Origin of the sequence: Pseudomonas poae RE*1-1-14, from assembly GCF_000336465.1 — a bacterium.
GTDB classification, from domain to species: domain Bacteria; phylum Pseudomonadota; class Gammaproteobacteria; order Pseudomonadales; family Pseudomonadaceae; genus Aquipseudomonas; species Aquipseudomonas poae.
This window is the reverse complement of record NC_020209.1, coordinates 4,922,756-4,943,704: the sequence shown is the minus strand read 5'-3', so window position 1 is coordinate 4,943,704 and position 20,949 is coordinate 4,922,756. Positions and strand designations below refer to the sequence as shown.

Sequence of the window (20,949 nt, the reverse complement as noted above, 5' to 3'; positions counted from 1 at the left end):
AATTACAGGAAGAAATCCAGGCGGAAGTAGATCGGCGCTTCGCGCTCGGTGACTACTCCGGGTCTTTCCAGCGAGTGGGCAAAGGTCACGCTGGTGCTGACGTTTTTGCCACGGGCGAACAGCTCCAGGGAGTTGCTGGACACCCGGCCGTGGACGTCGCCGTTGTAGCGGTCGTTGGTGATCACGCCCTGGTCGTAGCCGACGCTGGCGCCGTATTCGGCAAAAGCCGGGCGCATCCAGTCGAGGGTCACGGGGCGCGCCCAGCGCACTTCGTTGCGCCAGTAGCCGCCGCTGTCGCCGGTCAGCAGTTGGTCCTTGAAGCCGCGCACCGAGGCCGAGCCGCCGAGGCTCATGCGTTGCGGCGAGAACAGGATGTCTTCGCTGCGTTGGCCGGTGGCCAGACTGCTGAAGCTGAACGACTCGCCCCACAGGCTGAACGGTTGCAGGTAGCTGACGGTGGCGGTGTATTTGCGGTAGCGCGAATTGGGCTGGCGCCGGCCAAGCGGGTCGCGTTCGTCCTGGGACTGGGCGTCGAACAGGCCGATGCCGTTTTGCATGCCCAGGTCCAGGTTGACGAACGCGGTGCCAATGCGCCGGCCGTGGTTGATGCCCAGTTGCAGTTCGCTGAGGCGATTGCTGCTGGGCGCGGTGCGCACGTCGAGGATGTAGTTGTTGGTGCGCAGGTGCGCCAGGCCGACGTTGACCGAGGTCTTGCTCACGTCATCGCGGTGGATCACTCGTTCGGCGCGCAGTTGGTGGTTCTGGTTGTCGCCGTCCTGCTTGAACTTGAAGTTGTTGGTCACGCCGAAGGTACGGTAGTCGCTCTCGCTGTAGGTGTAGCTGAAGTTCCACCAGCCCCACGGCACGTTGTAGTAGAGCATGGTGTTCTTCGAGGTTTTCTGGTGGTCGCTGACCGCGTCGTGGCCGCCGCGCAGAATCAACTGATCGGCCAGGCCCAGCGGGCTGTCCCACTCCAGGCCTGCGCCCCATTGCTGCTCGCCGGTGCTCTTCTGGCCGTCGTTGTTGCGCGACAGGCTGGCGCGCCAGGGCTTTTGCGGGGTGTTCTTGACCACCACGTCGCTGCCGCCGATCTGCTGGCCGGGGGTCAGTTCCATTTGCGCTTGTTTGGACGGCAGGCGGTTGAGCTGGTCCACCAGTTGCTCGACTTCGCGCAGGTTCAGCGGCTCGCCGAGTTTGCCGGGAAAGGCCATGGCCAGTTCGCGGTCGGTCACCGTGCTGCCTTCGGCACTTTTGAGCGCTTCGAGTTTGCCTTCGACCACCAGCACCTGCAGGTGGCCGCTGGAGAGGTCCTGTTGCGGCAGGTAGGCGCGGCTTGTGACGCGGCCTTTGGCGATGTAGTAGTCGGTGATGACCTTGAGCAGTTCATTAAGCTGCGACACGCCCAGGCACTGGCCCAGGTAGGGCTTGAGCAGCATGGCGCGGTCGCCGGCGGGCAGGCTGTCGGCGCCTTTGAGTTCGATGTCCGAAATCTGGAAGCAACGGCTGTCGGCCGGCGCGGCCGGGGTATCAGGCTTGGCTTCTTTACCGGGCAGGTCCTTGAGTTCCTGCAGGCGCCGCTGCTGTTCTTCGAGCAGGCGGTTCTGCCGGTCGCGGATCAGGTCCTGATCCCCTGGGGTGGGTGCGGCGAACGCGCTGTTCTGGCTCACACAAGTGAGCAGGAGGGTGCACAGCAACAACCGAATCCGTAGCGATAGGGACATGTTCGATCCGTCGAAAATCAAGGGTCGGCAAGCTACCATCGAAGCGGTGTCAATCCAATGAAGGGGATTTGACGGCACGCGGCACCGGCAGAGTTGCAACCTCTTGATAAATAAAAATAAAAAACAATAAAAAGCGTAATCGTGCCGTGACTGAAACGATTATTCCGACAGACGGATACGCTTTTGATTATGAATCGGCTGATAACCAATGACTGCCATTAAATAGCCATTAGGAAATTTCCGAGCCAGGGCTTAGTACCGGAGGATGCCGATAAGTTCGCGAGAGGAGTGTGAATTGGATCGCATAAATGGCAATTGCAGAGGTTATTCAGCTGTGCAGATGACCGTAGGGGGGCTTTTTGTGGCGAGCGGGCTTGCCCCGCGTTGGGGTGCAAAGCGCCCCCAATCCAGCAAAACGCGGTGTACCTGATACGGCTCAGCGCCTGGTTTTGGGGCTGCTGCGCAGCCCAACGCAGGACAAGCCTGCTCGCCACAGGGAATCTGCGCTTAACTGAACGGCATTAGGGCTTGCCACAATAGCCCGCACGGCTATGGCTGTGGGAGCAAGCCCCTCCCACATTTGGATCTGGGCGCCGTCTACGTTCGGAATTTTTCCTGCCCCGCCACCAGCGTCAGCGGCGCGCGTTCCACGTCACGGGAGACGTGGGATTTCACTTCGCCCACGCCGCCCTCTTCGTCGTTGTGAATCACCAGCACGCCCGGCCTGCGCAGTTGCTCGAGGTCGCCCTGGGCCAGATTGAAGCTTTCACTCAGGTGCTGGTCGCTCAGCGCATTGGCCTGGGCGCGGCGTTGGGCGAACTTGCGGCCCTTGCGTTGCTGGTAACGCGCCCAGCTGACGAGGATCAACGCGTTGAACACGGCGATCCACAGGTAGATCTGCAGGGTGTTGAGCGCCGCGAAGATCGGCGCTTCGATTCGCGGCCCGCCATGGGTTTCCAGCATGGCGCCGATGCCGCGCGCCAGCAGCCAGACCAGGCCGCCCCAGGCGAGCAGGGTCAGCGCCACATCGATGAGCCACATCACGGCATGTTGGCGAGTTCTGACAAGTTTCATGTCACGCCTCCTTTTCGATTGGTTTGATGCCACGGTCCGGGCTCACCCAGCGCGCGCGTTTCTGGTGCTGGTTGAACAGCACCTTGGGGAAGCTGACCAGCGTGGTAAACAGGCTGACCAGCCAGAACACCATCGGGTACCACACGGTCCAGAACAGGGTTTTCCACAGGTCCTTTTCGTAGCGCCGGTCGATCAGGATGCTCACGGCGAACTGCATCAGGCACACCATCGCCAGCACCAGCCCGGTAAACGCCGGCGGCATCAGGGAGTCGACCGCAATGGCCTGGGGCAGTGGGATGAATTTGCCCACGCCCCAGAAAATCACCGAGAGCATGAAGGTGAAGGCCCAACCGGTGGACAGGCAGTATTCGAACAGCAGCGGCCACAGGTAGCGATGGCGCCATTGCCAGATGCCACGAATGTTCTTGAACAGCACTTCGGCGCCGCCCTGGGCCCAGCGCAGGCGCTGCTTCCACAGGCCGCCGACGGTTTCGGGCATCAGGATCCAGCACAGCGCGCGCGGCTCGTAGAAGATCGCCCAGTGATCGAGTTGCAGCTTCCAACTGACGTCGATGTCCTCGGTGATCATGTCGGTGCTCCAGTAGTCGATGCGGTCCAGCGCTTTCTTGCGAAACGCCACCACCACACCGGACACCGTGAAGATGCGCCCGAACACCCGCTGGGTGCGCTTGATCAAGCCGATGATCGACGAGAACTCACCCACCTGCACACGACCGATCAGGGTCGAGCGGGTGCGGATGCGTGGGTTGCCGGTGACGGCGCCCAGGCGCGGGTTGTCGAGCATCGGTGCGACCAGGTAGGCCGCCGCGTTTCTGTCGAGCAGTGCGTCGCCGTCAATGCACACCAGGTATTCGCTGCGCGCAGCCACGGCGCCCATGCGCAGGGCCACGGCCTTGCCCTGGTTCTGCGCCAGGTGCAACACGCGCAATCGCGGGTGTTGCAGGGCCAGCGCGTCGAGCAGGGCGGCGGTGTTGTCCTTGGAGCCGTCATTGACCGCGATGACTTCGACGTTGGGGTACAACTGATCCAGCGCGGCATGGATGGTCTCACCGACGTTATCGCCCTCGTTGTAGCAAGGGATGATGATCGAGATCAGCGGGTTACCGGCCAGGGTCGGCGCGGGGGTGTCTTCTTCCCACGGCCAGTGGCGTTCCCAGTGCAACCAGAAGTACAGGCCGCCGGCGATCCACAGCGCCGACATGAACAGCGGGTAGAAGAACACGAAGTCCATCAGGAACTGCCCGGTGACCAGGAAGATCAGGCCCAGGGGCACGCCCAGCACCAGCGCCAACACGAATAAAGCCAGGATTCTGTCGAACATGGTCAAGGGTTCCATTGATTGGAAAGGGCCGGACGTACCGTCTTCAGGTCCGGGGAATTTTCCAGAAAGTTATCCGGGTAGTAGCCGAAGCTGGTGACGCCCTGGCGCCTGAGCACGCCCATCCATTGCGCCATTTGCACACCGTCGATATCCGGCGCGGTCTGGGTGCGCCAGTCTTTGGCCTGCAACTCGAACACGGTGCGCTCAAGCGCACCCGGGCGCGCCTTGACCGTGGCCACCAGCTTTTCCAGCCAGGCATTGGATTGCTTGAGCGTCTGGCCTTCCATCAACGGCATGGCCATGGGCGCAGTCCAGTCGTAGGCCTGGAGGAAATCGTCGAGGTTCTGCGCGAACCACGCTTCGCTGTCGGGGTTGAGCATCGGCTCGGCGAAGATATTGCGCGCGGTCTGCACCTGCGGGCCGCCGATGGCGCGCACCCTGGCGGTGAGCTCATGGGTGAAGTCGATCAGGTAGCGGCTCTTGAAGCGGGTCCAGCGCTGCATCACGGCCGGGTCGGCACGCAAGGCGGCGATGTTGTCGGGCAAGCCGTTGGCGGCGTACGCCTTGAGCGCGGCGGGGCTGGCGTCTTCGAAATCCGTCAGCACCGCGTCGTCGTGGTAGAGCACGCCGTCGATGGCACTGTTGCGCGCCAGGTCCTCGTAGATTTCACCGATGAGCCTGCGCACCTGCGGGTCGAACGGCGACAGGCGTTTGTATTGATCGGCGTCCGCAGCCACCTGGCCGGTGTGCGGATCCCACCGCGTGACACGCGGCAGTTTGGGGTCAAGGGCGAAGCTCAGCACCGGCATCCAGGCATACACGGCGGCATGGGCGCGGGTGCGCAGTTGCCAGGCGACACGGTTGAACAGGTCGGCGCGCACCGGCAGGTGACGGTTGGGGAAGTACAGCGAGTGCACCAGGCCGTCGCCCTTGGGGTCGGCGAAGGCTTGCAGGAACACGGTGCCTGCGCCCATGTCCACCACGCGCTGCACCAATTGGTCGAGGTTGCGTGCCTGCTGGGCCGGGTCCGGGTCGTAGACGTTGTCCAGGTCCACATGCAGCACGCGCATCGGCGCCTTGGCCTGTACGGCGACGATGCTGTTGGCGAAGTGCTCGCCGTCCGGGTCGGAGGCCACCAGAAAGCGCGGGCTGTCCATCAGGTTGCCCAGGCTGTCGAGGCCGTCTTCCAGGGTCAGCGCCATCTGGTAGCCCTGCTCGCCGACCACCGCCAGGGACGTGCCCTTGGCCGCACCGTAGGGCCATACCCACACCCGTGGCGCCTTGCCGGTCACGCTGCGGATCTTCTGGCTGATGGCCGCGACGTCAGCGCGCATCCGCGCCTGAAACTGGGCATCGGTTTCGTAGCGGCCGGTCGCCGGGTCGTAGCGCATGGACGTCGCCGCCGGTTCCAGGTTGCCCTGGGGGTTGGCCAGAATGCCTTTGTGGTTGTTATCGGTGTGCGCGGCGATTTCCACCAGGCCCGATTGCGACACTTCGCGGATTTGCTGCCAGGTGAGGAATTCGCCGCGCGGCCGTGGCGCGCCGGCAAAGTCCACCGGCTTGTCGAGCGGCGTATCGATCCAGTAGCCCACCGGCGCCAGCAGGGCCGGCCAGTGATAGGCGCGCAGAATCGGCATCACGCGGGTGTAGAAGCTGGCGTAACCGTCGTCGAAGCTGAGCATGATGGCTTTGGGCGGCAACGCCGGCCCGCCACGGCGCGCGGCCAGGATCTGGTCGACGCTGACCGCCTGGTAACCGTTCTCGCGCAGCCAGGCCAGTTGCTCGATCAGGCGCTCGGTGCGCACGCCGACCACGGCCTGGTCGGGGTCGCGGTCATTGATGTCGTGGTAGGCAATGCCCAGGAAATGGTTTTTCGGCCACGGCGCTTCGTTGGCCGGTGTCGGCCGCTCGGCGGGTGGAGTGAATGGCGCGGGTTGCTGGGCGCAGGCACTGGCCAGCAATACACCCAGGACCAACAAGCAACGGCTGAGGACGGTCATGGTCGGGCTCTTTTAGAAACGGTAGGTAAGGTCGACGAGCAGGCGCAGATCGCGTTCGCGATCACCGTCGTAGGGGCGGCTGATCAGGCTCAGGTTGGCGCCGACGTCCAGCACGTCGTTCCAGCGAAAGCGTTGGCCGTAGCCGACCAGCCCCACCCCGCCAGTGGAGTAATCGCGCTGGCTGTAGGTGCCCGCGCCGATCTGGAACTGCTGGCTCCACTGCGTCTCGTAGCGGCGGTAGAGCACATGGTTGATGTTGAGCACGGGCAACACCGTGAGGTCGGATTTGGGGTTGAAGTACACCGCGTCCTGTTTGCTGTTGCGGCTGGTGGCGACTTCCAGGCCCAGGTCGACTTGCACGTGCGGCGCGCTGTAGAGGCCCTGGCGACCACTGAGCAAGGCTTCGAAACGGTCGTTGCCATCGCTGAAATGGGACGGGCTGAGGGTCAGTTTCCACTCGCGGCTTTCATTGGCGCGCCAGCGGATAAAACCGCTGCCGCCATTGGCCGTGATCCCGTCATTGAGCGCACGCAACGGCGTGGTGCTGAGCAGGTAGCCGAGGCTGCCGCCGTATTGCCAGTTGTCATTGATGTCGCGCGCAATCGACACGGCGGCGCCTTGCTTGGCGCCGTCGTCATAGGAATGGTTGGACACCTCGGCTTCAAGGGTCATGTCGCGGGTGCGCCGCTCCACGCCCACGCGCTGCCAGCGGTGCTGACCGGTGCCTTCGGTGAAGTCTGCGGTGGCATAACCGGCACCGGCGAACAGGCGCCAGTCTTCGTCGATGGGTGGCGTGTAGATCACGCTTTCGATGCCCCAGTCGCGGCTGCCGGTGGCGGCACCGGCGTCTTCATTGGGGCCACCGCCGAAGCTTTTGCCGGTGTAGGCTTCCACGCGCAGCTCGGCCATGTTGTGCACGTCACGCAGGCGGCTGAGGCGCTGCACTTGACGGTTGTCCGGGTTACGCGCGAGTACGTCGTCGGTGAGCACGTCGAGTTGGCGCCACTCCTGCAGGTCCATCGCGGTGTAGGCCTGGGACACTTCCAGGCCGATGTCGCGCGGGGCCTGCGCTTCGGTTTCCTTGAGCACGTTTTCGGCGCGCCGAGGCAAATCACGGGCGCGGTACATGTCGGCCTGGGCCAGGCGCAGGCCGACATTGCCGGGGGCTTTGGCCACCAGGGCGTCCAGGCCGCTTTCGCTGCCCGGCAGGTCGCCGCCGTACGTGCCGGCCTGGGCGGAGAGTTGCTGCGCGTCCATCCAGTTGTCGTTGGGATTGCCGATGGGCAGGCCCTTGAGTTCGACCCGTGGTTTCTGTTCGTTGGCCAATTGCGCGGCGACGTCACGCGCCTGCTGCACCTGGTCGCTTTCCAGCAGGGCATAGAACAGCGCGGTGCTGTCATCGACGCGGTAACTGGCGTCGGCATCCGGCGCGGTCAATACCTGGCGATACAGCGTCTGGGCGCGCTCCGGCTGGCGCTGCTCGAGGTAGGCGCCGGCCACCCAGCGCAAGGCGTAGGTGGGCAGTTGCACGCCTTGAGCGGTGAGGGTTTCGTACTCGCGCACCACGTCGGCGGTGCGCGCGCGGGCCTTGAGCGCACCCAGGCGGTCGATGCGCCAGCGCACCACGTCATCGTGGGCGCTGGCGTCCGGGGTCCAGCGGGTGATCAGTCGGTCGTAGTCCTGCAGCGCGCGGTCGGCCACCACGTAGCGCTCTTTCTCGGAGCGCGTGGCGTACTCGGCCAGCCGCACGCGCTCGGCGGCGAGGTCGCCTTCGAGGCGGCGCTGGGTGATCGCGTCCACCAGGCCGGGACGCTGGGCCGACAGGCGCAACGCGGCTTCTGGCAAGCGCGCCTGTTGCAGGGCGATGAGGTATTCGCGGGCGACTTCAGGCTTGTCGCCGGCGCGGGTGAAAGCCTGGTCGAATTCGAAGAGGGCGTCGTAGTTAAAACCGGCGCGGGCCAGCGCGTAGCCCAGGGCCATGCGCCGGTTCGGGTCTTCGGGCTTGGCCGCCACCAGCGCACGGGTGCTTTGCACGGCTTGGGTGGCTTGGCCGCCGTCGGCCTGAGTGAGGGCCAGGCCCAGTTGCAGGTCGATGTTGTTCGGCTCGCGCAGCAACGCCTGGCGATACACCGCCTCGGCCGGAGCCCATTGCTTCTGGTTGCGGTAGGTGCGCGCCACCGTGGCAAGTGCCTGGGTGCTGAGGTTGCGATGTTTGCCCTGGGCTTCGTACACCTTGAGCACTTCGCCATCCTGGCCGGCCCAGCCGGCGATGATCAGGTGATCGCTGACCTGACCGGGCGTCTGGCGTTCGGCGGACAACTGGCGAAGTTGGGTCAGTGCGGGGGTGAAGTTGCCGTTGCGCGCCTGGATGATCAGGGCGTCGTAGGCCGAGTCGGCCGAGGCGAAGGCGGGCATCAGTAATTGGCTGCACAAGGCGACCCCGATCAGCAGACGCAACCGGCCTGAGGCACTGAGTGGTAGGTTTCGCAACATATCGTGAGCTTCCTTACACACGGAAAGCGTAACGATAGGTGTCCTGAGCGAAGCGCTTCAGGGTGCGGCGTCCACTGACGCGGCCTAGCTTTCCTGGGCGGACTATCGCTCAGGAAAGCGGGGCGAAGGCCAAATCGGAACAATTGTTCAGAATTGGGCTCCGTCGGGCAGCAAACTGGAGCCTCTGTAGCAAGCGGGCTTGCCCCGCGTTGAGGTGCGAAGCGCCCCCAATCAAGGAAAACGCGGTGTACGTGACGCTACACAGCGCCTGGTTTTGGGGCTGCTACGCAGCCCAACGCAGGACAAGCCTGCTCGCCACAGTTAAGCGTAAATCCCCTGTGGGAGCGGCGCTGCGACTTGCCCGCGGAAGCGGTGGGTCAGTCGACCTCAATGGTTGCTGGACCGACGCCTTCGCGGGCAAGCCCGCTCCCACATTTGATCGCGTTCACATTCCCCATTCCGGTCGGCTTTAGGGCAAGCCCGCTCGCCACAATAAGCCGCCTAGCCACAGGAGTGTGGTTGCCTGAAACGGCTCACACGCAGCCAAGACTTTTAAGAGGGGGCTTGCCCCCCTCCCACATGTTGGCCGCGTTGACCCTTACTGAGCGCCGCTGACGGCGCCGACTTTGCCCATTACGAAGCCGAGGAATTGCTCGACGGTCATCTTCTGGCCGTTGAAGGTCAATTCGTTGTTGGCGTAATGCAGCTTGGACACCACGTCAGTCCCGACCACCGTGGCCAGTTGGGTGCCGACCGCCATGCCGCTGATCATCTGCGACGCCGCCTGCCCTTGCTGCTCGATGGCTTTAGGATCGGTCACGCCGCCGAGCTGTGCCTGCAGAGCGGCGACGTCGGCGATCATTGGCTTGGACAGGGTGAGGTTGGCGTCCAGCAGCGACACCATCTGCTTGCCCAGCTCAACCGGCGGCAGTTCCATGCTGGCGGGCTTGGTCAGGTCCAGTACAAGGTTGAACTTGCTTTCGCCATGGGTGGTTTTCAGCGACAGATTCTCGACCGCCACTTGCGGCTTGGCGGCCAACAACTGGTTGACGTTGGCGTCGGCAAGGGCCTGTTCGGCTTCAGTCAGTTGCAGTTCCGGCACCGGTTCGCCCGCAGCGGCGGCGGCTTGCACCGGTTGCATTTTTTCCTGATAGAGCTTGGTCAGCACCACCATCGACGGGACGTCGACGTTCTTCATGCTCACGGCCATGGCGGCCGAACCCACGGGTTTGCCCTGATAACCGATCTCGTCGATCTTGTAGTCGACGCGGCCGGCCAGGTTGTTGTCCTTGGTGTTGCTGGAATCTTTCTGCTCGAAGCCCTTGAGGGTCAGCACGCTTTGCTGCGGGCCGAAGGTGAACTTGGCGTCGGTCAGCTCCACGGTGTTCTGCCCGGTGTAGAAGTCGAAGGTGGACTTCTCGAGGTTGCTGGCCACGGTCAGGCCAGCCAGGTCGGCTGCGAACGGCGTGCCGTCGGCACCCACCGCCGCCACCTTGAGGCTGTTCATGTAGCCGTCGAGCTTGACCTTCTTGCCTTCGGCGGTGCTGTCGAAGTTGAGGTTGAGGCCGGAGAAGCTCGCCGAGGACTTGTCGTCCTTGAACTCCAGGGGCAGCAGTTCGACATTGCCGTTGACCGAACGGGTGTAGCCGATATTGGTCACGCCTTTGAGCGGCGACACGTCTTTGGCGGCGGCGAACCATTTTTCGCTGGTGGGGTTCTTTTCCAGCTCGAAGTGACTGGTGGCCATGACCGGCAGCCATTTGAGCGTGACCAGACGCGAGAACGGCAGCGGGCCGTGTTCGATATGGTCGACGAACAGCAACTCGGGGTTGGGATTGTCTTCGCCGAAGACTGCGCCCTGCGCCTTGAGACGGTAGTGGGCAGTGCTGCTGAACACGCCGCGATCCAGGGAGACCAGCTCCAGGGAGACCTTGCCATCGACGCCGGCCATGGAGGTCTGCAGTTCCTTGTTGGCGTTCTGGATAGCGGTTTGCAGCACCGGCTCCAGTTGTTTACCGGTGTACCAGGCGCCGCCTGCACTGACGACGCCAACGGCGACCACAAAACCCAAAAGAACGACTGCTGGCTTATTCATGAAGTGACCTGATCAAATCCTGTGAGAAGTGGGCTGTCTTCCTTGAACCCTGTAGGGGTTGGCTCAAGCCCGCCGAAAACGGGGGAAGATTAGCACTGGCGGCCGCGAACGGCCCAGCCTTTCAGAGGGGCTCGGTCAGCGGGAGTTCACGGGTGCGCCCCATCAATCTCATCCGATGAGTGATGGAGACACTGCAAACGTGCGGTCCAGGTATACGCCAGCCCGTGTCACTCAAGGTGTTTCAAGGCTTTGCCGGGGCCTGCGTGCCTTGGGTTCGTGCGCTTTCCCAGCCGCCACCCAGCGCCAGGAACAGGTCAATCTGGCTCATGGCAACCTGGGTGTTGGCAGCCGCCAGTTGCGCGCGCACATCGGTGTAGGTGCGCGTGGCCTGCAGGTCGGCCAGAAACGATGCGCGACCGGCCTGGAAGAAGCGATGGGTCTGCCCCGCCGCTTCCCTGGCGGACTCGCCGGCTTCGGCCAGCGCATCGCGGCGCTGCAACATGGCCGTGTATTGCGCAAGGCCGGTCTGGGTTTCGCGGATGGCGTTGAGCACCACCCCGTCGAAATGAGCCAGGGCGCCCTGGGTGGCGGCCTCGGCTTCGTGGATGCGCGCGCGCGCGCCGTTGGTGGGGACGGTCCAACTGATCATCGGGCCAAAGCCCCAGCGGTTGGTCGCCGGCGTGCCGAGGTCGTCGAGCAGTCCCACCGTGCCGACAGAGGCGCCAATGGCGATGTCCGGGTAGAGCGCGCCGGTGGCCACGCCGATGCGCGCGGTGGCGGCGGCCAGTTGGCGTTCGGCCTGGCGTACGTCCGGGCGGCGTTTGAGCAAGGCGGCGCCGTCGCCCACTGGCAGCAGTTGGGCGATGTGCGGCAGCTCGGCGCAATGCGCGGTGCCGGCCGGCAATTGGTCCAGCGGCTTGGCCAGCAGCATCGACAGGCGAAACAAGCCAGCCTGACGCGCGGCTTCATAGCGCGGCATGTCGGCGCGCAAGGATTTGTATTGGGTCTGCGAGCGGGTCACCTGGGTTTCATCACCGCGCCCGGCGTCGCGCAGGCGCTGGGTCAGCCGGGTGCTCTGGCCTTGCAGGTCAAGGGACTCGTGGGCGATTGCCAGTTCTTCGTTGGCCGCGCACACCCGCGTGTACGAACGCACTACATCGGCCACCAAGGTGATGCGGGCGATATCGGCCGCCGCCTGGGCTGCGTCGGCATTGGCCTGAGCGCTTTCGATGCCTCGTTGCAAGGTGCCGAACAGGTCGAACTGGTACGAGGTGGTAATGCCCACGCTGCCGATGTTGTCCACCGGCACTTTGTCGGCCAGCAGGAACGCCTCGCCGGATTCCTGCAGGCGCTGGGCTTCGGCCTTGGCGCCGGCACTCCAGCCGCCGGCGGACTCGGCCTGTTGGCTCTGGTAACGCGCGCGCTGCAGGTTGGCGGCGGCCACGCGCAGGTCGGTATTGGAGGCCATGGCCTGGCGCACCAGCTCATCCAGGCGCGGGTCCTTGTACAGCTTCCACCAGTCAGCCGGCACCGGTGCCGACACCACGTTGTCGCCCTCGCCCGCCATCGGCCCTTGCAGGTCTTTGCGGTTGACGGCTGCGGTGTCCGGCAGCGAGTAATCCGGGCCCACCACTTGGCAGGCCGACAGCAGCAACCCCAATGCGGAAGTCGCCAGAAGCCGCTTCATGGTTGCTCTCCGTCTTTAACCGGGTCGCCGATGATCGACACCGTGGCCGTACGCCCGGCGATCATGCGAAAGTCGGCCGGCACGTCGTCGAAGGCGATGCGCACCGGAATCCGCTGGGCAAGGCGCACCCAGCTGAACGCCGGGTTGACGTTGGGCAGCAGGTTGGAGCCGCTGCTGCGGTCGCGGTCCTCGATGCCGGCGACGATGCTCTGCACATGACCGCGCAAGCGCGCGTTGTCGCCGATCACACGGATGTCCACGGCCATGCCGACGTGGATGCCGTCGAGCTTGGTCTCTTCGAAATAACCGTCGATGTGGAAGGAATTGCTGTCGACCACCGACAGCACCGGGCGCCCGGCGGTGACGAATTCCTGGCTGCGCGGCGCACGGTCGTTGACGTAGCCGTCCACCGGGCTGCGGATCACCGAACGGTCGAGGTTCAACTGAGCCGCGTCCACCGTCACTTGCGCTTCGGCCAGGGCCGACTGGGCGCGGGCCACGCGGGACTGGCTTTCTTCCAGTTGTTCGCTGGGCACCAGATTGCCGAGGCCACGGTTACGCTTGTACTCGCGCTGGGCCTGGGCCAGGGTTTCCTGGCGGTCGGCCACGGCGGCGCGGGCCTGACGCAGGGCGAGCTTGAAACGGTCCTGGTCGACGGCGAACAGCACCTGGCCCTTGGTGACCAGTTGGTTGTCGCGCACATCCACCTGCTGGATCAGCCCGGATACGTCCGGCGCAATCTGCACGATGTCGGCGCGGATGTGCCCGTCGCGGGTCCAGGGGGCAAACATGTAGTACATCACCATGCGCCACACGACGACGACGGCGAAGGTCACCACCAGAAGCGTCAGGGTTACACGGCCGATGGTCAAAAAAGGTTTTTTCATGTCATCAGGTATCGACTGAGTGAGTCCACCGCGCCCAGCATCAGCGCGTAGAGCCCCACATTGAACAATGCCCGGTGCCAGACCAGGCGATAGAAGTGCATGCGCGTCAACAGCCCGTGCACCACCAGAAACAACAGGTACGTAATGCCCATCAGCACCAGCAGCGTGGGCAGGAATACCCCGCTGATATCCAGATCACCGATCATAAAGGCGCTCCATCCGGCAGCGGCGCTTCAAGCTCCGTGCCACCAATGAATTCAACCCCCGGCAGCAGCGCCAGGCGCAGGCCGGCCAGGGCGTGCAGCAGGTGCAGGCGGGTGTCGTCGGCGTCCTGCAAGCCCTGGCCATTGAGGGCGCGACGGGTGCGGTCGAGTGTCATCAGCAGACCGCTGGGCGCGGGCAAGCGTTCACCCGCCTTGAGGCAGGCCTTGAAGTAGCCGCCCACACCTTCCACCACCTGATTGAGCAGCACCCGGGGCACGCCGAGGATGCGCGGCGAGTAGGCCAGCAGGTCGAGCAGGTTGAGTGCCACGCGCAGGTCGCGCAGCGCGATGCCGGTGTCCTGCCCGGTGAGGGCCAGGCGCGGCAGGTGCTGCATCAGGCGGTCGAGCATTTGCGCGGCCATGTGCCGGTGCTCGGCCAGGGTGGCGGGTTCGGTGAGGCTGACGATGTCACGCCAGCTGAAACGGGTGAGGCGCTTGGCCGCCAGTTCCGCGCCGAAGGGCCGCGCGATCAGCGTCCATACAAAGGCGAACAGCAGGCCCACGGGCCCGGCCAGGTTGACGTTGGCGAAATTGAGAAAATCCGCGTCGTAGGCGCCCTGGATGCTGATGAATGACGAGGTATTGACCAGCGTCAGCAGCATGCCCAGGTAGAAACGCGGCTGGACCGTGAGGGTGCCGATGCAGATGAACGGCACGGCGAAGGCCAGTACCAGCATCGGGAAATCGTGCAGGTTGGGCAGCACCAGAAACAGGTACAGGCTGGCGAACAGCACCGACAGGGCCGTCCAGAAAAAGAACCGGTAAATCTGCGGCGCCGGGTCGTCCATCGTGGCGAAGAAGCTGCACGCGACGGCGGCCAGAATCACCGCGCTGCCGCCGTCGGTCCAGCCCAGCAGGATCCACAGCACCGAGGCGACGATGATCGCGCTGACAGTGGAAAACGCCGAGTAGAACATCAGGCCACGGTCGAGGAACGGCGTGAGTCGGCCCAGGCGCCAATGACGGTAGACGGCGCGCCAGCTGTCCTGGCTTTCGCACTGGATGGCGGCCTGCAAGCTGCGGCAGTCCTGCCACAGGTCGACCCACTCGGCCAGGCGGTAGAGCGCGTTGGAGAACAGCAGCGTGTGGCGGTCGTTGAGTGCGTCGCCCTGGGGTTGGGCGGCGTCGATCTGGTCGCGCAGCTGACGCCAGCGTTCAAGGGGCGCGGTGTCGGTTGTGCTTTCGAGCCAGGTGTTGGCGGCGTGCAGCAACGGTGTGAAGCGTTCAAGAAACTCGGGGGCGCGGTGTTCGAGGGCGTACACCGCGTCGTCCAGGGCGTCGATCACCGGCAACAGGTGAATCATGCGCCCGCGCAGTTCCTTGGTGTTGCGCACCGTCTGCGGCCGCGCGCCTTCGTGGGGCAATTGGCCGATCATCAATTCAAGGGTGTTGAACGTGGCGACCATGCCGCCACGCAGGTTGCTGACTTCCTCGGTATCGACGTTGCGCGTGAGAAAGCGCTGGCTGTAGACCTGCGCGTCGGCAAACCACTTGGCCACCGAACCGTCGAACACCGGCATCAGTCGACGCGGCCAGAACATCGCGCCGACCACGGCGGCCACGACGATGCCGAGGAAGATTTCTTCGGTACGCGCTTCAGCCACGTCCCATACCGCCAAGGGGTTATCCACCACGGGCAGCGCGATCAGCGGCAGGGTGTAGCCGGCGAGCATCAGGGCATAGTTGTTGGCGGTGCGCAGGTGCATGGAGAGGAACAGCAAGGTGCCGGTCCACAGCGCAATCACCACCACCAGGATGTAGGGCGACTGCACGAACATCGGCACGAACAACACCGCCGCCGCCGCGCCCATCAGGGTGCCGATGGCGCGGTACAGCGCCTTGGAGCTGGTAGGGCCGACGAACGGGCTGGAGACGATGTACACGGTGGCCATCGCCCAATACGGACGCGGCATTTGCATGAGCATGGCGATGTACAGCGCGATCATCGACGCCGCGAAGGTGCGCACGCCGTAAAACCAGTCGCGGGCCGGCGGCATGCCGGTCAAGAATCCGTTCAAGACGCCACCGCCCCCGCGGCCTCGAAGGCGCGCAGCACACGCAACGCGACTTCGAGGTCGCTGTGAGGAATGTCGGCCAGCACTTCGCGGCGCAGGCGCACCAGTTGCGCTTCCACCGCCTGCACCAGCTCACGGCCGCGCTCGGTGAGGCTCAGGGCCTTGGCGCGGCGGTCGTGGGCGTCTTCGGTACGGCACACATAGCCGCCGCTGCACAGCTGGTCGAGCAGACGCACCAGTGACGGGCTTTCGATGCCGGAGGCCTGGGCCACCTTGACCTGATGCACACCGTCGCCCAGACGGCCGATCATCAACAGCGGCACGGCGCAGGCTTCGGAGATGCCATAGCTCACCAACGTGGCCTGGCAGATTTTGCGCCAGTTGCGGGCGCCCACCACCATGCTGCTGCTAAGGTTCATCTGGAGTTGTTCGAGGGATTGGGACACGGGATCGTTCGCATACAGTTAGTTTGCTAACTATCAATATGGTGGAAGCAGGCTTGAGCGTCAAGTTTTGAAACAATTTGGCGGATGGGTGGTGGCATTTGGATCAGTCTTGGCGCCGGGGCTGTCGCGTCGAAGCCCAAGCCCAGTCTAGGGGCAGCCCTCGGGCAACATCGACGGCACAGTGCACAACACAAACAAGCGTGCCCTGGCGCCACCGCCGTCCTGGCGACTGAGTTCGTGCCAGCCCGGGGGCAGTGGCGCAAATTCGTCCGGCGTTTCGTTGCTGCTGATCAGCCATACGCGTCGGGTGCCGGCAGGCAGTGACGAGAGGTGGTCGAGGTAGATGCGCCCGCCGTCTTGATCCACCAGCGTGCCGAAGCCGTAGGCATTCGGTCGCGTTGGGGTGCCGTCGGGTTTGGGCGGGGTGTAGAGCTGCAATTGGGCGTCGGTCTGGTCGTAATAGACGTAACTGAGGTACCACATCATGTCGCTGAGCACGATGCGATCATCTTCCTGATAGTTGCGGTTGACGAACTCCACCGGCACGTTGAATTGGTCCTGCTCGTCCACCGTGAAGTTGTTCTTCAGCCCAACCAGCTCCACCCCCACCACCAACACGAACAACGCCGCGCCCCACCACGACCCACGGTCGATGAGCAGCGCCAGCAGGATCGGCAAGCCCAGGGCATACACCGTGAGGTAGCGTTCAATGAACACCGGCGAGATAAACGACACGGCGTAGACCAGCAAAAGCGGCAGCAGGAAAAACAGCGCCAGCAGGATGGCTGGTCGATAAGGTTCGCGATCACGCCAGACGCTGACGCCAACCAGCGCGATCAATAGCAGCGCAAACCCCCAGAACAGCGGTCGCCACAGATCCAGGCCTTCATCCTGCAACATGAACTGCCAGATCATCGATGGCACGGACAGCGCATTGACCGGATCTTCCCAGCCGATGTCGCCGCCGACCTTGAGCTGGTCGACGTGCTGTACCAGATCCAGCAGGCCTGGCAACCAGGGCAGGTACACCAGCACAATTGCGATGTTGGTCGCCCACCATGCCCGGCGCGTGATCAGACGCTGACCGCAGGTGCCCAGCACGCCCAGGTACGCCCAATGCACCAGCACGCACAGTGCGGTGAAGTAATGAGTGTAGAAACCTGCCGCCATCAGCACCCCATAGGCCACCAGATAGCGTGTGCGTTCGGGTTGGCGCACCCAATACACCAGCGCCAGCGTTGCGCCCAGCAGCCATACGCCCAGCAGCGAATACATGCGCACTTCCTGGCTGTATCGCACCGCCGTCGGCAGCAGCGCCAGCAGGACACCGGCCAGTACCGCCGCGCGCCGTGTGGACAGCTGCCGCGCAAGCCAGGTGCCCAGGCCCACGACGATCACACCAGGAATGGCACTCATGGCCCTGATCGACCCGATGCTGTCGCCGAACAGTTCAATCCAGCCGCGCAGCAAAAAGAAGTAGAGCGGCGGATGCACGTCGTGGGCCGCGTGGAACCACAGGTCGTCCACGGCGTATTCACTGAGCAGGAGGCTTGAGCCTTCATCGCCCCAGATGGCCGACGTCGTCAGGTTGTAGAACCGCAGGGCCATTGCCAGCGCCAGGATCGGTACCCACCAGAGTTGGCTGACCCAGCCGGCCCGCTCCCAGCCAAGTCGGTTGAGCGCGGGCAATGCCGTGATTTTTTCGTTTTGCTCTACCACAGACCGACGCACCTTGATTCCCCTGCCACTGCTCTGATTGCCGACATGCAAACCCACGCCACTTTAGGACAAATGCCCCTGATTCGCTTGTGCAATCGGACAAATCGGCCAATTGCGCAGGACTTCACCGAAGCGCTGGCCGGATCACGCTATGATTGCCCTCCTCCAAGGACTCAGGCTCAAGGACACTCCATGCGCATCGGTTTTCTGTCACCCCTGGCACTGGCACTGCTCGCCGGTATTTCCCAGCAGGCTGCGGCCAGCTCGGACGACTCGTGCTACCCGGACTGGCGGGTGTCGCGTGACAGCCTGGACCCGTGCAACAACCTGCCCTTTCTGAGCCCCGGCAACGACAGCCGGGTGAACCTGCGCCTGCTGCTGTCCGATAAAAAGGTCGCACCGCTGGCCCCCAATGCCCTGGACGAAACCGACCTGTCCGAGGGATTCGGCCAGGTACCGTTTGCGGTGTATCGCCTCAGCCCTGCGCCTGCCAGCAACGACGAACCGGACGACAAGCTCGACGACTCCCGCACCGCCGAACTGGACACGCTGCTCAAAACCTTGGGCATCCAGCGCGAGGACTACAAAACCGCCGGCGAAGCGTTTTTGAGCGGTGAAGGCAGCCGCTGCCGCAGCAACGACGATAACAGCGCCACGGCGTTTGTCAGCCAGGTAATCAAGGCCGATATGCCGGATACCGAACGCGTGCTGCTGGCCAGGGCGCGCCTGCAATTACTCACGGCCTGCAGTTGGGATGGCGCGGTGGTCACTGGCGAAATCGAGTCCTCGAACGGCCGCCTGTTGGGCACCTACCTGCAAGCCGCCGCCGACTTCTACAGCGGGCGCTTCAGTGAAGCCGAACGCGGTTTTGCCGCTGCCAGCGGCTCAACCCTGCCGTGGCTGCAGGAAACCGCGCTGTACATGACCGCGCGCACGGCGTTGAACCAGGCCCAGGCCGAAGCCTTCGACGAATACGGCATGCCGCAGCGTGAGCATGTGGATAAGTCTGCGCTGGACAACGCCGAAAAGGGTTTGCGCGGCTACCTGAGCACTTATCCACAGGGCCGGTACGCGACCTCCGCCCGAGGCCTGTTACGGCGTGTGCACTGGCTGGCCAATGACGATGGCAAGCTCGCGGAGGACTTCGCCTGGCAAATGACCGAAGCCACCGCTGAGCAGCGCAATGTGTCACTCGATGACCTGGTGCAAGAGGCCGACCTCAAGCTGTTGATGGACAGCGCTGGCAGCCTGAAGAACCCGATGCTGCAGGCGGTCAACGACCTGATGCTGATACGCGCCGAAACGCCGCCCAAACTGACCCGCGCCGACCTCGACAAACAGAAGGCCACGTTTGCGGGCGAACCGGCGCTGTACGCTTACCTGCAAGCGGCGTTTGCACTGTACGTGGCGCATCAACCCGAAGCCGCCCTGAAGCTGCTGCCACAGGACGTGCCGTCGAACCTGGATTACTTCGCTTTCAGCCAGCAGACCTTGCGCGGCCTGGCCCTGGAAGCCAGGCAGGACTGGAAAGCGGCCCAAGCCCTTTGGCTGCAACTGCTGCCGCTGGCCAAACAGCCCCTGCAACGCGACCAGTTGGAGCTGGCCCTGGCGATGAACTACGAACGCAGCGGCGAGTTGGCCAAGGTCTTCGCGGCCGATTCTCTGATCGACGCCAACAACGTGCGCTATCTGCTGCTGCGCACCGTTGCCGGTCCCGACCTGCTGCGCCAGCAGATCGCCAATGCCCGCGATCCGGTGGAGCGCCACACGGCGCAGTTCGTGCTGCTCTACAAGGACTTGCTGCGCAGCCAGTTCGCCACCTTCGCCGACGACCTCAAGCAACTGCCGGCCACGCCGCCTGAAGACAAACTCGGCACCAGCCTGGGCTACACCTACGGCGGCGGGCAAACCTTGAAGCTGTTCCAGTGGAATGGCGACAAGGCCGAATCCGGCTACACCTGCCCGAGCATCGCGCAAACCGCCGCGATTTTGCAGAGCGACGCAAAAAACCCGCAGGCGCTCAATTGCTTCGGTGAATTCATTCTGCGCAACAGCCTGGACGGCATGCCTCTGGAACAAGCCCGCGCCGCCGGCAGCCTGGGCAGCAGCGCGTCGGACTTCCCCGGTGAAACCTTCTCGCGCCTGGATGGCTACAAACGGGTGATCGCCAACCCCAAGGCGCCGAAAACCGACAAGGCCTATGCGCTGTTTCGCGCCATCAACTGCTACGCGCCCGCCGGCTATAACAGTTGCGGCGGCGAAGACGTCGCGCCGGCCGTGCGCAAGGCCTGGTTCCGCCAGCTCAAGACTGGCTTTAGCGACACCCAGTGGGGCAACGCCTTGCAGTACTACTGGTGAAACACCTCTGGCTGGGCCTGCTGTTGCTGGCAAGCCCGGCCTTCGGCGCTGTCGATGCCGGCGACTATGACGCTTTCTGGCTGTGGAGTGGCGTCACCCCGCAGCCGGTGCTCAAGCAGGCGAAGACGCTGTACATCCTTCAGGGCCAGATCAACGCTACCCGCCGCACGCCCACCGTACGTTTGATCGCGCAGGGCATGAGCGTGCCGCGTATCACCCAGGGCGAGATCTGGATCGTCTACCGCGCCCACACCCTGCACTGGCCGGAGCGCGTCTACACGCAACTGCTCGGCCAGGTGCAACGCTGGCGTGACGCGGGCAATACGGTGATAGGCATCCAGATCGACTTCGATGCGCGCACCCAATACCTGCACGAATACGCAGACTTTCTGCGCGACCTGCGCCAACGCCTGCCTGCCGACCTGCGCCTGAGCATCACCGGTCTGCTGGACTGGGGCAGCAACGCCGACCCGACCGCCATCGCTCAGCTTAAGGGCGTGGTGGATGAGGTGGTGGTGCAGACGTACCAGGGGCGGCACAGCATCCCGGATTACGCGGCGTATCTGCCGAGGGTGAGCCGGATGGGCGTGCCGTTCAAGGTGGGCTTGATTCAGGGCGGCGAGTGGCAGGCACCGGCGTATTTGCGCGAGAGCAAGTGGTTCGGCGGGTATGTGGTGTTTTTGCGCAATCCTTAGCGCTGCGAATGGGCTATTTCAGGCAACCCCATTCCTGTGGCAAGCCCCAATGCCGTTCAGTTACGCGCAGATTCCCTGTGGCGAGCAGGCTTGTCCTGCGTTGGGCTGCGCAGCAGCCCCAACACCAGGCGCTGAGCCGTATCAGGTACACTGC

Annotated in this window: 14 protein-coding genes; 2 read left to right on the top strand and 12 right to left on the bottom strand. The window is 64.1% G+C overall.

What is annotated here, in order from left to right; all coding sequences use genetic code 11:
* Nucleotides 1–2: 2 nt before the first annotated feature.
* From H045_RS21775 to H045_RS21720, 12 genes are all read right to left on the bottom strand, one after another.
* Nucleotides 3–1,721, bottom strand: a complete 1,719-nt coding sequence (locus tag H045_RS21775) for a ShlB/FhaC/HecB family hemolysin secretion/activation protein (RefSeq protein WP_041931552.1) — start codon at nt 1,719–1,721, stop codon at nt 3–5.
* Between the two features lie 597 nt (nt 1,722–2,318).
* Nucleotides 2,319–2,795: a poly-beta-1,6-N-acetyl-D-glucosamine biosynthesis protein PgaD gene (pgaD, locus tag H045_RS21770; protein ID WP_003230997.1), complete on the bottom strand. Its 477-nt coding sequence runs from the start codon at nt 2,793–2,795 to the stop codon at nt 2,319–2,321.
* Nucleotide 2,796: 1 nt separating this feature from the next.
* Entirely contained in the window at nt 2,797–4,137 is a 1,341-nt protein-coding gene (pgaC, locus tag H045_RS21765; protein ID WP_003230998.1) for a poly-beta-1,6-N-acetyl-D-glucosamine synthase, read from the bottom strand.
* Nucleotides 4,138–4,139: 2 nt separating this feature from the next.
* On the bottom strand, nt 4,140–6,137 hold the full coding sequence (gene pgaB, locus H045_RS21760; protein WP_015373444.1) for a poly-beta-1,6-N-acetyl-D-glucosamine N-deacetylase PgaB: 1,998 nt from the start codon (nt 6,135–6,137) through the stop codon (nt 4,140–4,142).
* Nucleotides 6,138–6,149: 12 nt separating this feature from the next.
* Nucleotides 6,150–8,630, bottom strand: coding sequence for a poly-beta-1,6 N-acetyl-D-glucosamine export porin PgaA (gene pgaA / locus H045_RS21755; RefSeq protein ID WP_015373443.1), 2,481 nt, complete (start codon nt 8,628–8,630; stop codon nt 6,150–6,152).
* A 598-nt stretch (nt 8,631–9,228) separates the two neighbouring features.
* The gene (locus H045_RS21750; protein WP_041931551.1) at nt 9,229–10,725 is read right to left on the bottom strand and encodes a YdgA family protein; all 1,497 of its coding nucleotides are present in this window, start codon (nt 10,723–10,725) and stop codon (nt 9,229–9,231) included.
* A 241-nt stretch (nt 10,726–10,966) separates the two neighbouring features.
* Nucleotides 10,967–12,412: an efflux transporter outer membrane subunit gene (locus H045_RS21745; RefSeq protein WP_015373441.1), complete on the bottom strand. Its 1,446-nt coding sequence runs from the start codon at nt 12,410–12,412 to the stop codon at nt 10,967–10,969.
* Nucleotides 12,409–13,299 (bottom strand): efflux RND transporter periplasmic adaptor subunit, encoded by an 891-nt coding sequence (locus tag H045_RS21740; RefSeq protein WP_003231007.1) that lies wholly within the window; start codon nt 13,297–13,299, stop codon nt 12,409–12,411. Before H045_RS21740 ends, H045_RS21745 begins: the two co-directional genes overlap by 4 nt.
* Nucleotides 13,296–13,505 (bottom strand): DUF1656 domain-containing protein, encoded by a 210-nt coding sequence (locus H045_RS21735; protein WP_003231009.1) that lies wholly within the window; start codon nt 13,503–13,505, stop codon nt 13,296–13,298. Before H045_RS21735 ends, H045_RS21740 begins: the two co-directional genes overlap by 4 nt.
* Complete coding sequence (locus H045_RS21730) at nt 13,502–15,580, bottom strand: FUSC family protein (RefSeq protein WP_003231010.1); 2,079 nt, start codon at nt 15,578–15,580, stop codon at nt 13,502–13,504. The genes H045_RS21735 and H045_RS21730 overlap by 4 nt, the downstream gene beginning before the upstream one ends.
* A complete protein-coding gene (locus H045_RS21725) occupies nt 15,577–15,996 on the bottom strand; it encodes a MarR family winged helix-turn-helix transcriptional regulator (protein WP_015373440.1) in 420 nt (139 codons plus the stop codon). Before H045_RS21725 ends, H045_RS21730 begins: the two co-directional genes overlap by 4 nt.
* A 174-nt stretch (nt 15,997–16,170) precedes the next feature.
* Complete coding sequence (locus H045_RS21720; RefSeq protein ID WP_032869881.1) at nt 16,171–17,754, bottom strand: glycosyltransferase family 39 protein; 1,584 nt, start codon at nt 17,752–17,754, stop codon at nt 16,171–16,173.
* 180 nt (nt 17,755–17,934) lie between these two features.
* On the opposite strand from H045_RS21720, the gene H045_RS21715 reads away from it, so the two are divergent.
* Together H045_RS21715 and H045_RS21710 are read left to right on the top strand one after the other, a co-directional pair.
* Nucleotides 17,935–20,100, top strand: a complete 2,166-nt coding sequence (locus H045_RS21715; protein WP_015373439.1) for a PA5441 family protein — start codon at nt 17,935–17,937, stop codon at nt 20,098–20,100.
* Complete coding sequence (locus H045_RS21710) at nt 20,097–20,795, top strand: DUF3142 domain-containing protein (protein WP_015373438.1); 699 nt, start codon at nt 20,097–20,099, stop codon at nt 20,793–20,795. Before H045_RS21715 ends, H045_RS21710 begins: the two co-directional genes overlap by 4 nt.
* Nucleotides 20,796–20,949 lie beyond the last annotated feature (154 nt).